This is a genomic window from Salinicola sp. V024, from assembly GCF_052645315.1.
The window spans coordinates 255173-268285 of sequence record NZ_JBQXYB010000003.1 but is presented as its reverse complement, the minus strand read 5'-3'; the positions used below and the strand labels follow the sequence as shown (position 1 = coordinate 268285).

At 63.1% G+C, this 13113-nt stretch carries 12 protein-coding genes; 5 read left to right on the top strand and 7 right to left on the bottom strand.

Annotation, left to right across the window (positions count from 1 at the left end):
- Position 1: 1 nt before the first annotated feature.
- From ACUN9V_RS07110 to ACUN9V_RS07090, 5 genes are all read right to left on the bottom strand, one after another.
- The gene (locus ACUN9V_RS07110) at positions 2-1282 is read right to left on the bottom strand and encodes a TRAP transporter large permease (RefSeq protein ID WP_110692422.1); all 1281 of its coding nucleotides are present in this window, start codon (positions 1280-1282) and stop codon (positions 2-4) included.
- Positions 1282-1872 carry a TRAP transporter small permease subunit gene (locus ACUN9V_RS07105; RefSeq protein ID WP_439285636.1) on the bottom strand — a complete coding sequence of 197 codons (591 nt, stop codon included), beginning with the start codon at positions 1870-1872 and terminating at the stop codon, positions 1282-1284. Before ACUN9V_RS07105 ends, ACUN9V_RS07110 begins: the two co-directional genes overlap by 1 nt.
- Before the next feature lie 72 nt (positions 1873-1944).
- Entirely contained in the window at positions 1945-3024 is a 1080-nt protein-coding gene (locus ACUN9V_RS07100; protein ID WP_445510878.1) for a TRAP transporter substrate-binding protein, read from the bottom strand.
- 162 nt (positions 3025-3186) lie between these two features.
- Positions 3187-3987, bottom strand: coding sequence for a putative hydro-lyase (locus ACUN9V_RS07095; RefSeq protein ID WP_445510877.1), 801 nt, complete (start codon positions 3985-3987; stop codon positions 3187-3189).
- A 95-nt stretch (positions 3988-4082) separates the two neighbouring features.
- The gene (locus ACUN9V_RS07090) at positions 4083-5006 is read right to left on the bottom strand and encodes a LysR family transcriptional regulator (protein WP_445510876.1); all 924 of its coding nucleotides are present in this window, start codon (positions 5004-5006) and stop codon (positions 4083-4085) included.
- Between the two features lie 368 nt (positions 5007-5374).
- Here ACUN9V_RS07090 and ilvD point away from each other — a divergent pair, with 368 nt between their 5' ends.
- From ilvD to ACUN9V_RS07070, 4 genes are all read left to right on the top strand, one after another.
- Positions 5375-7099 carry a dihydroxy-acid dehydratase gene (ilvD, locus tag ACUN9V_RS07085; RefSeq protein WP_445510875.1) on the top strand — a complete coding sequence of 575 codons (1725 nt, stop codon included), beginning with the start codon at positions 5375-5377 and terminating at the stop codon, positions 7097-7099.
- Positions 7100-7434: 335 nt separating this feature from the next.
- Complete coding sequence (locus ACUN9V_RS07080) at positions 7435-8616, top strand: hypothetical protein (RefSeq protein ID WP_445510874.1); 1182 nt, start codon at positions 7435-7437, stop codon at positions 8614-8616.
- Positions 8617-8700: 84 nt separating this feature from the next.
- Positions 8701-9150 (top strand): hypothetical protein, encoded by a 450-nt coding sequence (locus tag ACUN9V_RS07075; protein ID WP_445510873.1) that lies wholly within the window; start codon positions 8701-8703, stop codon positions 9148-9150.
- Positions 9151-9260: 110 nt separating this feature from the next.
- Complete coding sequence (locus tag ACUN9V_RS07070; RefSeq protein ID WP_445510872.1) at positions 9261-9755, top strand: metallophosphoesterase family protein; 495 nt, start codon at positions 9261-9263, stop codon at positions 9753-9755.
- A 21-nt stretch (positions 9756-9776) separates the two neighbouring features.
- Here the strand turns inward: ACUN9V_RS07070 and ACUN9V_RS07065 are convergent, their stop codons facing one another.
- Complete coding sequence (locus tag ACUN9V_RS07065) at positions 9777-11009, bottom strand: PQQ-dependent sugar dehydrogenase (RefSeq protein ID WP_445510871.1); 1233 nt, start codon at positions 11007-11009, stop codon at positions 9777-9779.
- A gap of 194 nt (positions 11010-11203) precedes the next feature.
- Here ACUN9V_RS07065 and ACUN9V_RS07060 point away from each other — a divergent pair, with 194 nt between their 5' ends.
- Complete coding sequence (locus ACUN9V_RS07060; protein ID WP_445510870.1) at positions 11204-12304, top strand: AbrB family transcriptional regulator; 1101 nt, start codon at positions 11204-11206, stop codon at positions 12302-12304.
- Here the strand turns inward: ACUN9V_RS07060 and ACUN9V_RS07055 are convergent.
- Complete coding sequence (locus tag ACUN9V_RS07055; RefSeq protein ID WP_445510869.1) at positions 12301-12945, bottom strand: hypothetical protein; 645 nt, start codon at positions 12943-12945, stop codon at positions 12301-12303. The two genes, ACUN9V_RS07060 and ACUN9V_RS07055, sit on opposite strands and share 4 nt — an antisense overlap.
- Positions 12946-13113 lie beyond the last annotated feature (168 nt).

Below are 13113 nucleotides of genomic sequence, written 5' to 3'. Positions count from 1 at the left end.
GTCACAGCGAGTCGGGTAGCCACAGCGCGATGCTCGGGAATATCACCAGCAGCGCGGCCATCAATAGCATGGCGACGATGAACGGCAGGGTGCCGACGATCACGTCCGAGAATGGCTTGCCGCGCCGGGCGGCCTGCACGATGTAGAGATTGAGGCCCACCGGCGGGGTGATCAGTGCCATTTCGACGAACAGGATCATGATGATGCCGAACCACACCTTGTCGAAGCCGGCGGCCGCGATCAGCGGCGTGACGATGGGAATGGTGATCACCATCAGCGACAGCGTCTCGATGAAGAAACCCAGCACGATGAACAGCGCGATGACCGCCAGCAGCAGGCCGTAGGGCGAGAGATCGTAGGTGTTCAGCAGCGTGGTCAGTTTCTGGACCAGCCCTGACGAGGTCAGCGCGAAGTTCAGAAACGAGGCGGCCAGAATGATGAACAGCAGCATCGAGGTCGTCTTGACCGTACCGTCTAGCGCGGCCATCAGCATCGGGCGATCCAGGCGCCGATTGGCGGCGGCCAGCCCCAACGAGACGATGACGCCGACGGCGGCCGCTTCGGTGGGAGTCGCCCAGCCGAGATAGATCGAGCCGACGATTACCGCGAACAGGATCAGCAGCGGCGCGAGAAACGCCAGGCTCCGGAAACGCGCGTTCCAGCTGGCGACGTTACGCGGGCCGCCGAGGCTCGGCTTCCACCAGCACAGTACCAGCGCCACGGCCATGAACAGCAGCGACAGGCCCAGGCCGGGGATAAGCCCCGCCATGAACAGCTTGGGAATCGACGTTTCGGTCAGGAAGCCGTAGACGATCAGGTTGATCGATGGCGGAATCAGAATCCCCAGCGTACCGCCGGCCGCGATGCTGCCGCAGAACAGGCGAGGATCGTAGTTGAGCCTGTCGCCCTGAGGCAGCGCCACGGTGGAGATCGTCGCGGCGGTGGCGACCGACGAGCCCGAGGTCGCCGAGAACAGCGCCGCGGTGGTGATGTTGGCGTGAATCAGGCCGCCCGGCAGCCATGAGAGCCAGTGATCCATGGCGCGGTAGGCCTTCTCGGCGATACCGGCGCGCACGATGATCTCGCCCATCAGCACGAACAGCGGAATCGCGATCAGCAGGAACGAGTCCGCCGCCGACCACAGGTTCTGCCCCAGCGCCTTGGTCAGCGGAAAGAACGAGAAGAACTGGTCGATGCCGAAAGCGAGCAGAAACAGCGTGACCGCCACCGGGATGCCGGCCAGCAGTAACACCATGATGCCGACAGAGAGAAATCCGAGCATCAGCGTGACTCCTTCGTCAGCGGCGCTTCGGCCAGTTCGCCGTTATCCATGCCGATCAGCGCATCGAGAGTGGGCGCGTCCCGCTGGCACAGCGCGGCCAGCACCCTCAAGCCGATGACGCTGGTGGTGAAGGCGAACCAGCAGTAGCCGGCGGCCCACAGCAGTTGGGGAATCCACAGCGGCGTGGCCAGCGGTGTGTTGGCGGTCGAGCCGTTGGCGAGCGATTTGGCCAGTACCGGATAGGCGTTCAGCGCGATCGTCCACGCCACCAGATTGAGCGCCAGCAGCGACACGATATTCAGCGCGTGCTGCGACAGTGGCGGCAGGCGGCCATGGACGACGTCGATACGGATATGCGCCCGTTCGAGCAGGGTGTGGGAAATCCCCCAGGCCGATAGCACGGCGAGCACGTAGCCCGAGTATTCGTGGACACCGGAAAGCGAGTGACCGGCCAGCTTGCGCAGCAGGATCTCGACGCCAATGAAGATGACGACGGCCAGCAGGGCGAGTCCGATCACGCGCGCGGCGAGCCGGGACAGGCCGCGGGTGAAGCGCACCAGCCCGTCCAGGCTCTGGATCAATGGTGACATGAGAGGGTCCTGTCCATCGGTGATGGGAACCGCGCGTGCCGGCCGTGGCCGACACGCGCGCGCTAACGGTGGTCAGGGCGCCTTGGCCTGCAGGTCGACGATCTTGCCGACGCCGGCGTTCCACTGCTCGAGGGTGTCGGCATCGACGCGGCCGGCCCAGGCGGGCAGCACCACGTCTTCGAGGGCCTTGTGAGCGCGATCGACATCGGCCTGGGTCGGCTTGACCAGCGTCATGCCGGCCGGCTTGCCGGCCGGGCAATCACCCTTGCCCGTCAGGCAGGCGATGCCGCGCTGGGTTTCGGTCTTGGCGTTCGTCCACACCGGTGCGGTGAACTGCTTGTCGACCTGTGCCTGAATCAGTTGCTGCTCGTTGGCGCTCAGGCTGCTCCACTTATCTTGGTTGATGGCTGTAATCACGTAGTCCCAACCGCCGATGGGCAGCGGCAGCATGTGGCTCGATACGTCGTACCAGCCGGCGCTGTAACCGGACATCGATCCCGTGACGGCGCAGTCGATCACGCCGCGCTCGAGGGATCCAGGGACCTCGTTGAAGGCGATGTTGAGACTCTGGGCGCCGAGGGCCTCGAGGAACTCGCCGGTCGAGCGGCCGCTGCCACGAACCTTCTTGCCCTCGAGATCGGCAAGACCCGAGATTGGCGTGTTGCAGAACAGCACCTGGGCGGGGTAGGGAACGATCGCCAGCACATGGCTGTTGAAGCGCTCATTCATGGCTTTTTCGGCGATCGGGCGGAAGGCGTCCGCCACCGCGCGGGCCTTGTCGGTATCGGTCGTCATCATCGGCAGATCGAGACCTTCGAGCTCCGGGGCATCGCTGACGGTGTAGTCGCCCACCGTCATGCCGACGTCGAACAGACCGTCGCCGAGATAGCGAAAGACGTCGCCGCTGGCGATCCCCATCTGATCGAAGCTGGTGACCTGGGTAGTGATATCGCCATCGCTGGCTTTCGGTAATGTCTCGCCCCAGAACGGCTGCTCGAATTTCTGGTGCAGTTCGAGACTGCCCCAGCTGCCGACGACGTTGAGGGATGTCTCGGCCGATGCCGTGGTCGTGACGCCGGCACCGAGTGCGGTGGCGATCAGCGCTGCCGCGATACGGGTTTGACGGGTGGATTTTGCGTGTTTGCAGATCATGGTGGTAAGCCTCGTTGTTGGCGTTCGTTATTGATGTTGTGTCGCGCTATCGATGTCGAGTCGCTCTCACGGCGTTGCGTCGAGGATCGCCCGCTTGGCTCGGGCTATAGCCGTGCTTCTGGTTCCAGCCAATACTTCTGGTTCCAGCCAGTACTTCCAGTTCTAGCCGAACTTCAGTCGATGATTGGAAATATCGGTGATGAGCATGTGCCCCGGACTGTGAGTGATCGCCAAGGGCAGGCCTGCGGCTTCCAGGGCGGCCTGGGGTGTCACGCCGCAGGCCCAGAAAACTGCCAGCTCGTCGTCGTGGATGACCGGCGCGTCGCCGAAATCCGGCCGGGCCAGATCGGCGATCCCCAGCGATGCCGGCAGACCGATATGCACCGGCGCGCCGTGAACCCGGGGCATGTCGGTGGTGATCTGGATGGCGCGAATGGCGTCGGCCGGCTTGAACGGGCGCATCGAGACGACCAGGTTGCCGCCGAACGGGCCGCTGGGTTCGAGCGGAACCCGAGTGCGGTACATCGGCACGTTGCGACCGAGCTGGATGTGACGGACTTCGAGGCCGTCGGCGATCAGGGCGTCCTCGAACGAGAACGAGCAGCCGATCGAGAAGGTGACGAAATCGTCCTGCCACAGCTCGGCGATATCCGTGGGCTCCGCGCTCGAGATGCCGTTCCGGTAGACAAGGTATCGCGGCACGTCATGGCGCAGATCGATATCGGTACCCAGCGAGCGCGGATGCGGATCGCCGGGATCGGTCACGTCCAGCAACGGGCAGGCGCGGGGATTGCGCTGACAGAAACGCAGGAAGTCTTCGGCGTAGCGGGCGGGGAGAATGACCAGGTTAGCCTGAGCAAAGCCCGGCGCGAGTCCGCTGGTGTGTCGCTGCCATTGGCCATGACGGATGGCCTGCCGGGCGGCGAGCGGTCGTGAGAGATCGGTCAGGGCGTCGGCGGTCATGTCGATGACTCGGTTGTGATTATCCTTCGACAATAAAAAGCCGCTGCTGATAAGGCAAATCGATTTTTTTGATCTTGATCGATCGGAATAATCTTTCAGTCGCTGTAGGCTGCTCCTTCCACAGCCGGCGTGTTGTGCTGCTGATCGAGTCGGGCGATCTCGATCGCCAGCTCGGTGACGCCCTCGGCCAGCGACTTGTCCAGATGCTGAGGCCAGGAAGCGGTGAACTCGAGCTCGGGCAGTTCGATGGGCAATGCGATCAGCTTGCCCTCGGCCAGCTCGTCCTGCACCAGGCGTGGAGGAATGGCGCCGAGCCCCAGGCCATCCAGCGTCATCCGCACGATCGTCCACAGCGAACTGGAGCAGTGCAGCTTGAGGTGTTCGAGTTTGTGCTGATGAAGCAGCGAGCCGAGCTCGCGGTAGGGGCGGCTGTCCCGGGCAAAAGTGATCAGTGGCAGACCGCGCAGCCGGTGCAGCGAGAAATGCGCCGGGTCGAGCCCGAGTCGGGGGCTTGCGATCAGCCCCATGGTGTAGTGGCAGAGAAATCGATTGAACACTTCCTGAACGTTGACCGGCCCCATCAGAAACGCCATGTCGATATCGTGGTTGTGCAATTTGGTGGCCAGGCCGGGTGAGCTATCCACCTCGAGTTCCAGCGTCATTTCCGGAAAGCGGCGCGACAGCTCGGCCAGGAACTGGGGCAGCCAGCTATGGGCGATCGACTCGACGACGCCCAGACGCAACGTGCCCTGGAAGGGCGTTGCCAGCTCCAGCATGGCCATGGCTTCCTCGCGGGCCTCCATCAGCCGCAGTGCGTGACGGTAGAACTGACGGCCTTTCGGGGTCGGCTTGATCGGCCGCTGAGTCCGTTCCAGCAAGGATTCGCCGACGATCGATTCGAGCCTGGCGATACGGTCGGACACCGACGGCTGCGTCAGGTGCAGATGGCGCGCAGCAAGGCGGAACGATCCCAGCCGCACGATCCAGACGAAGGCTTCGATTTCCTTGAAGTCGAACATGGCAGGCTCGCTCGGGTCGCGGTGGGAGTGAAGGCTAGGCCGGATCAGGCGCCCGCCAGTATTGCATATTCGGGTTGGCTGACGGCGAGGCGCGTTTTCCGCCATGGTCGGATGTCCGCACGCGCTCCGGGCGGCTACAATGGGCCACCCTTTTTCTGCGCGGGGCGTGGTTGAGCCACCTCGAAAGAGTCGCTTTACGCTTCACAAGAGCCCTTACGACCGTGCATTGTCATCTGACCGTGGCACCCATGATGCATGCCGACCGTCATCTTTTGCCGCATCACCCAGCCGGCATGTATCGCTCAAATTTTGCCCGTTGAGGCAGCCAGTTGCCCGCGAGGCGAACAGACGAAAAACAGGAGCGCTCGATGAGCCAGGATTTTCCGGACGACAATTTTCCTGCCAATACGGATCACCGCCGTCGCCATTCCGCCAAGGTGGTCGATGGTCCCGGCAAGGCCGCCAGTCGCGCGATGTTGCGCGCCGTCGGCTTCACCGACGGGGATTTCAAGAAGCCGCAGGTGGGCATCGCTTCGACCTGGAGTCGGGTGACACCCTGCAATAGCCATATCAACGTGCTGGCGGAAGCGGCCAGTGAGGGCGCCGACGCCGCTGGTGGCAAGGGCGTGATCTTCAACACCATCACCATCTCCGACGGGATCGCCAACGGCACCGAGGGCATGAAGTATTCGATGGCCTCGCGCGAGATCATCGCCGACTCCATCGAGGCCGTCTCCGGCTGCGAGGGCTTCGACGGCGTGGTCGCCATCGGCGGCTGCGACAAGAACATGCCGGGCTGCATGATCGGCCTGGCGCGCCTCGATCGTCCCAGCATCTTCGTCTACGGCGGCACCATCCAGCCCGGCGCCGGCCATACCGATATCGTTTCGGTGTTCGAGGCGATGGGGGCTTATTCCCAGGGCAACAAGTCGCTGATCGAGGTCAAGCAGATCGAGGAAACCGCGATTCCCGGGCCGGGTTCCTGCGGCGGCATGTACACCGCCAACACCATGGCCTCGGCGATCGAGGCCATGGGCATGAGTCTGCCCAACTCCTCGGCCCAGGAAGCGGTCTCGCAGACCAAGAACGACGACAGCCGCGCCGCCGGCGAAGCCGTACTCAAACTGCTGGAGCTGGACCTCAAGCCCTCCGACATCATGACCCGCAAGGCGTTCGAGAACGCCATCACCGTGGTCATCGCCCTCGGCGGCTCCACCAACGCGGTGCTGCATCTGCTGGCCATCGCCAACACCATCGGCGTGGACTTGACGCTCGACGATTTCACCGAGATCGGCAAGCGCGTGCCGGTACTGGCGGACGTGCGTCCCAGCGGCCACTACATGATGAGCGAGCTGGTCGCGATCGGCGGTATCCAGCCGATGATGAAGATCCTGCTCGACGCAGGCCTGCTCCACGGCGATTGCATCACCGTGACCGGCAAGACGCTGGCCGAGAATCTGGCTGGCGTGAAGCCGTACCCGATGGATCAGGCGATCATCAAGCCGCTGGACAATCCGATCAAGACGAGCAGCCACCTGCGTATTCTCTACGGCAACCTGGCACCGGAAGGCGCGGTGGCCAAGATCACCGGCAAGGAAGGTACGCGCTTTACCGGTCGCGCCCGGGTGTTCAACTCCGAGGAAGAAGCGCAGGCGCGGATCAATAATCTCACCGTGGTCGCCGGCGACGTCGTCGTCATCCGCTACGAAGGGCCCAAGGGCGGCCCCGGCATGCGCGAGATGCTGACGCCGACCTCCGCGATTACCGGACGCGGCCTGGGCGACAAGGTGGCGCTGATCACCGACGGGCGCTTCTCAGGCGGTAGCCACGGCTTCGTGGTCGGCCACATCACGCCGGAAGCCTTCGTCGGCGGCCCTATCGGTCTGATCGAGGATGGTGACGAGATCACCATCGACGCCGAGAACGACGTGATGACGCTGCATATCGACGACGCGGAAATGGATCGTCGCCGTGCGGCCTGGAAGCGCCCGGCGCCGCGCTATACCCGCGGTACCCTGGCCAAGTACGCCAAGACGGTCAGCTCCGCTTCTCTGGGCGCGGTTACCGACCTGCCCGAAGCGCTGGAAGACTGATTCGACGATCGAGGAGTGATCGACTGGTGATCGACGCCGAATGATCGAATCGTCGGTCGCTGTCAGTTACGGCGATTGAGCCCAGCGAACGCCTCGAGGCCAACACCTCGGGGCGTTTTTTATGGCATGCAGATCTCCTTCGCGGCAAACCTGAGCTCGATTCATGATCAAGCTGCATAACTTTCATGGGCTATCGGCGCCGGAGGGGGAATGCCTTGGGTATCCTTGGCGGCATCGTTTTCCGCTGCTTCGCTGAAGCCGGATCGGACCATTGCGCCGGCAAACGCGCTGGCGAACGCACCAATCACCGCCCATTTGATTACCGAGGGAACACCATGAAGACCAGTCGCGATCGCATCATCACCACCCACACCGGCAGCCTGCCGCGAACCCTCGAGCTGTCGAAAATGCTGGTCATGCGTGAGCAGGGCAAGACGGTCGACACCGCGGTATTCGATCGCGAGGTCGCCGACTGTCTGAATGGCGTCATCGCCGCGCAGCTGGATGCCGGGCTCGACAGCATCAACAACGGCGAAGCGCCGCGGGTGGGGTTCTCGACCTACGTCACCGAGCGCATGACCGGCTTCGGTGGCGAAGGACGGCGCAAGCCGACGCTGGATATTCAGCGTTTTCCCGGCTATGCCGCACACATGGCGCGCCAGATCGGTGTTTCCGAGGATCTGGCCAAGGTCTGGAACACGCCGCTGGCCCAGCGTGCGCTGCAGTACGATCCGACGCTTTCAGGGGTGAAGGCCGAGCTCGCATCCTTTTCCACGGCGCTCGCCCAGGGACGGGCACCGCTTGAGACCTTCATGACGGCGGCTTCTCCCGGCGTCGTGACCACCACCATGCTGCGTGCCGAGAACAATCCCGATTACCCGACCGACCGCGACTACGTGCTGGCCGTGGCGCGGGAGATGAAGCAGGAGTACGAAGCGATCGTGGCGGCCGGGCATATCCTCCAGCTCGACGCGCCGGATCTGGCCATGGAGCGGGTCATCATGTTCGGCGACGCCGACCTTGGCACGTTTCTCGAACGGGTCGAGCTGCATGTCGAGGCGATCAATCTGGCACTCGAGAACATTCCCGCCGAAAAGGTGCGTCTGCACGTCTGCTGGGGCAACTGGCAGGGCCCGCATCAGGACGACGTGCCCGTGGCCGATCTGCTGCCGATCCTCTACCGCGCCAAGGTCGGTGCGTTGAGCATTCCTCTGGGCAATCCGCGTCACGAGCACGAGACCGTCTCATTCAAGACGCATCCGTTGCCGGATAACATGCTGCTGATACCCGGCGTGATCGACGTCACCACCAACTATCTGGAACACCCCGAAGTCGTCGCCAACCGAATCTGCGCCTCGGTCGATGCCATCGGCGATCGCGAGCGTGTCATCGCGGGCACCGACTGTGGCTTCGGCACCTTCGCCAGCTACGAGTTCGTCGCCCAGGACGTCGCCTGGGCCAAGCTCAAGGCGCTGAGTGATGGTGCGGCCATTGCCAGCCGTCGGCTGTGGGGCTGAGCGTTACGCCAAAGCGATTTTCGTGCAGCGATCCAGCCCTCTCCTATACTGCGAGGGCAAATGGCACAACAGGGAGAGGTGCAAATGTCGTCTAAATGGATAATGAATGCCGGTATGGGCTTGGCACTGAGCGTGATGCTGGCCTCAGGCGGAGCGATGGCTCAGGACAAGACGAGTGATGAACCGACCTTGGACAAGCAGTCGGGCGATCAGACCAACGCGCAGGAAAATGCCCACGAGACAGACGTTCAGTCGAAGGGCGCTCCCAAACTGGCCAGAGAGTGCCGGGATCTCGCTGTGCAGAAGGATGACGACGGCAAGGAGTTCGACGGCAATTCCATCTATGACTCCAACGCCAAGGATTACAAGGCCAGCGAATTGGAGAAGGGCGATACCTTCGAGTTGCTGGTCGATCTGCTCGGCGAGGGTAACGCCAAGTACAATCTGACCTGCCACGTCGATGCTCAGGGCAACTTGAGCTACGAGAGCATGGAAAAAACCTCCAAGGTCAAATCCAACCCGGGCGGCGCCTGAAGCCGAGTCTTGCATAAAGAAGACGCCCCTGTGAAAACGGCCCCAGTGGGGCCGTTTTCCGTTGGGTTCGCGCCATCGACAGCCGGAAACGGTTCGGGAGCGTGCATGACATGACGGCACTTACGGAAACGTTCGAGATCGACGCCCCCGTCGGCGTCATCTCGGACACTCACGGCCTGCTGCGCGACGAGGCACTGACGCTGCTGACGGGCTGCCCTCTGCTGATTCATCTCGGCGACGTCGGCGATCCCGCTATTCTCGAGCGTCTTTCTGAACTCGCTCCGGTGCTCGCCGTCAGAGGCAACATCGATCGCGAGGGCGAATGCGCGGCCTTGCCTTCGCATCGCCGGCTCGTGATCAATGGCAGAGCGTTGCAGCTGGTACACGATGTCTCGGATATCGATGCCGGGATGAACTGTGAGGCCATTCTCCATGGGCATTCACACAAGCCGCGCAACGAGTGGCGCGAAACCGATGCCGGTCGGCAGCTGTGGTTCAATCCTGGCGCGGCGGGCAAGCGGCGCTTTCGCTTGCCGATCACGCTGGGCAAGCTATGGATCGATGCCGACGGTATCCAGAGCGCCGTCATTCATCTGCCGCTTTGAGCCGGGATCCTTCGCTTCACCTCACTCGTTCTCGGGTGTGATCCGGATCAGCGCACCGTCACGGGAATCGGTCAGCACCCACAGCGCGCCGTCGGCACTCTCCGCCACGTCGCGGACCCGACCGAGAGACGATGCCAGGCGCTGCTCGCCGGTCACCCGTTCACCGTCGAGCGTCAGCCGGACCAGACCGCCGGGAGATAGCGAGGCGATGATCAGATTGCCTTGCCAGTCGGGAAAGCGCTCTCCCCGATAAAAGGTCATGTCGCCCGGGGCGATGACCGGATCCCAGTAGTAGATCGGTTGCTCCATCCCTTCCTTGGCGGTCAGCCCATCGCCGATCGGTGCGCCGCTGTAATCCTCGCCGTAGGTAATCACCGGCCAGCCGTAGTTCTTGCCGGCCTGAGGGACGTTGAGTTCGTCGCCTCCCTTGGGGCCATGTTCGATCGTCCACAGTTTGCCGCTGTTCGATTCCCACGCCGCCCCCTGAACGTTGCGATGACCGTAGGACCAGATCTCGGCCAGCCCGTCTCTTTCGGCACCTGCATCGTGGCCACCGGCAAACGGGTTGTCATCGGGCGTTGAACCGTCCGCATCGATCCGCACCACCTTGCCCAGATGCGTATTCAGATCCTGGGCCAGTTGACGCGGTTCCGGCAAAGAGCGTTCTCCCAGCGTCACGTAGAGCCGGCCTTGGTCGTCCCATGCCAGGGCAGAGCCAAAATGCTTGGTGGAGTCCCACGCCGGGGTCTGACGAAAGATCACTTCGACATCGGTCAGCCGGCTGTGGTCCTGGCTGAGGACGCCGCGAGCGACGCTGGTGCCATTTTCGCCGTCGCCTCTGGGTTCGGCGTAGCTGAAGTAGATTCGACGGTTGCTGGCAAAGTCGGGGTCGAGGCTCACGTCGAACAGACCGCCCTGTCCGCGGGTGTCGATCTTCGGCAGGCCCTCGATGGGCGGAGAAAGCGTACCGGCCTGCAGGTCGACGGCGCGCAGGCGCCCGGCTCGTTCGGTCACCAGCGCCATGTCATTGTCGACAAAGGCCAGCCCCCAAGGATGTTCGAGGCCCCTGGCGATCGTCTTCATCGACAGGTCGATATCGTCCTCGAGTGCGGGAGCGCGAGTCTGTCCGTCGAACGCCGGAGTTTGATCCGGTGCATTGGGCAGGCCGCTCTGGACCGGCGCCTGGGCGAACGATTCGCCACTCAGCGATAACAGCAAGGCAGCACTGGATGAGGTCAGGAGGTTACGTAGCATGTCGGTCTCCACGGGGTGGGGATGGCATCGCGTTGCTCTCTGACTGTAGCAGCCTTCCACGGTAGCGACGTAAAGGGGGGCTGATCTTCGACGAGCCGGTATCGATAGCCCAATAATGGATGCAAGGATTGTCGACAAACGCTGCCCGAAATCGTTCGAACTTGATACCATTAGCCTTTTACCGGAGTTCGACCTTGCCCGCTGATTCTCCCGCGCCTCGCTCGCATCCACCTCGCCTGTCTCCTCCGACGTGGGTCCGTTGGCTATTGCTCGTCGTCGGGTGTGTCATCGCCAACCGCCTGCTCAACGCGGTACACATGCCGGCTGGCGGATTCATCGGCCCCATGGCGGTGTCGATCACCTATGGCGTAATGATCGGCGGCCTGAAACTGCCGCGCATTGGCTTCAAGCTCAGCCAGGGCGTGATCGGCGTATTGATCGCGCAGACGCTGACGATGTCGGTGCTGTTCAAGATTCTCGATTCATGGCCGGTGATGCTGATCGCGACCGCCATCACGCTGCTGCTGAGCCTGATCGTGGGTATCGGACTGGTGCGCTACGGTGGGCTGCCGGGCTCGACCGCTGCCTGGGGCACGACGCCTGGCGCGGCTGCCGCAATGGTGGCGATGGCGGAAGAGAGCGATGCGGATCCGCGGATCGTGGCGGCGATGCAGTACGTGCGGGTGGTCTGCGTCGTGCTGGTGGGAGCGCTGGTCAGCCACTATCTCGGGGTGACGGATAACAGTGGTGGCGGCCATGCGGCCAATCTGCCGGCCAGCCTGGGGGCGCTGGGAAGCTTTGCGGCGACGCTCGGGGTCGTTGTCATCGGCGTGTGGATCTTCGACCGGCGACTGCCGGCCGGTGCGTTGCTGGGCCCCGTCGTGTTGGGGAGCGTCCTCCACCTGACCGGTGTGATCACCATCGTACTGCCGCAGCCGCTACTCGAGGTGGCGTATGGCATCATCGGCACCTACGTCGGCTTGCGCTTCGATCGGGAGACCGTACACAACATCGCGCGCGCCCTCGGCAAGATGATCTTCGCCTCGCTGGTGCTGATCGCGCTGTGCGCGCTGTCAGCCTGGCTGATGACGCTATTGATGCACACCCAGTTCATTACCGCCTACCTGGGTACCAGCCCCGGCGGTCTCGACTCGATGACGATCATTGCCATCGATACCCATGCCGACGTGGGCTTGGTGGTGGCGTTGCAGACCCTAAGGTTATTTACCGTCGTTCTGGTGGGACCGGCCATGGCCAGGCTGGTGGCCCGTTTTGCGCGGCCATCACCGGCTTAGATCTGACGCCAGACTCGTTTCGATGACAGGCGCCGACGTTGGCTCGAAGTCATCTCTTGAACGGTGGCTTCCGTTAAGGCTCTTCGATTCCGGCCGCGGACCGATGGTGCTGCAGGTGCCACTTCGCGGTGCCGCAGCTGCCACTGCCAGCGCTTCTGGGCAGGGGGTGTCGGGGCATGGCTGCGGACTCGGCTGACCCAGGCCCGTCGGGCTTCCCAGCGGATCAGATAGACGGTCTCGCCGTCGCGCAGGGGAGGGTTGGCCGGATCGATCAAGACGGCTTCGAACCAGCGCGAAAGATGGAATATCTGAAGTTTGCCACTGACCGGATGCGCGGCTACCTGAACGGCAACCTCCGCGCCGCGGCCGCCGGGCGGCATCGAGGTGGCGAGCCAGGCCGGCAGACGCTGCTCGAGCACCATGGTAAAGACGGCCAATAGCGTGGCGAGCGTGACCACCAGAGCAATGACCGCCGTGGTGACACCCGTCGCGGTAGACGGCCACTCGATCCACTGCGTCGACCAGATGATGAGGGTAGCGAGCACTATGGTGCGGGAAAGATACCGATAGACCATGGCGAGCGAACACAGGCCCAGGCCCAGCGCTATCGCTTCCGGTGTTGGATTGAGCCACTGTTCCATGAGTCCCCCTGCGACGTGACGCGATAGCCTCTACGGGCAATTCGTCTTTTTATACGATGCCTTGAAAAGAGCCTTCTATTGCCGACCGGCTGAGCGTTGCCTGCAGAATACGGATCGCCAGATCGGCTCTCCACCTCAGAACGGTAAACAATTGCTGTCTTACGTAGC

Excerpts from the sequence above, each read along its gene's own strand:
- ACUN9V_RS07090 (WP_445510876.1), bottom strand. The coding sequence starts at position 5,006 with ATGTTCGACTTCAAGGAAATCGAAGCCTTCGTCTGGATCGTGCGGCTG.
- ilvD (WP_445510875.1), top strand. The coding sequence starts at position 5,375 with ATGAGCCAGGATTTTCCGGACGACAATTTTCCTGCCAATACGGATCAC.
- ACUN9V_RS07100 (WP_445510878.1), bottom strand. The coding sequence starts at position 3,024 with ATGATCTGCAAACACGCAAAATCCACCCGTCAAACCCGTATCGCGGCA.
- ACUN9V_RS07055 (WP_445510869.1), bottom strand. The coding sequence starts at position 12,945 with ATGGAACAGTGGCTCAATCCAACACCGGAAGCGATAGCGCTGGGCCTG.
- ACUN9V_RS07075 (WP_445510873.1), top strand. The coding sequence starts at position 8,701 with ATGTCGTCTAAATGGATAATGAATGCCGGTATGGGCTTGGCACTGAGC.
- ACUN9V_RS07105 (WP_439285636.1), bottom strand. The coding sequence starts at position 1,872 with ATGTCACCATTGATCCAGAGCCTGGACGGGCTGGTGCGCTTCACCCGC.
- ACUN9V_RS07070 (WP_445510872.1), top strand. The coding sequence starts at position 9,261 with ATGACGGCACTTACGGAAACGTTCGAGATCGACGCCCCCGTCGGCGTC.
- ACUN9V_RS07095 (WP_445510877.1), bottom strand. The coding sequence starts at position 3,987 with ATGACCGCCGACGCCCTGACCGATCTCTCACGACCGCTCGCCGCCCGG.
- ACUN9V_RS07110 (WP_110692422.1), bottom strand. The coding sequence starts at position 1,282 with ATGCTCGGATTTCTCTCTGTCGGCATCATGGTGTTACTGCTGGCCGGC.
- ACUN9V_RS07065 (WP_445510871.1), bottom strand. The coding sequence starts at position 11,009 with ATGCTACGTAACCTCCTGACCTCATCCAGTGCTGCCTTGCTGTTATCG.
- ACUN9V_RS07080 (WP_445510874.1), top strand. The coding sequence starts at position 7,435 with ATGAAGACCAGTCGCGATCGCATCATCACCACCCACACCGGCAGCCTG.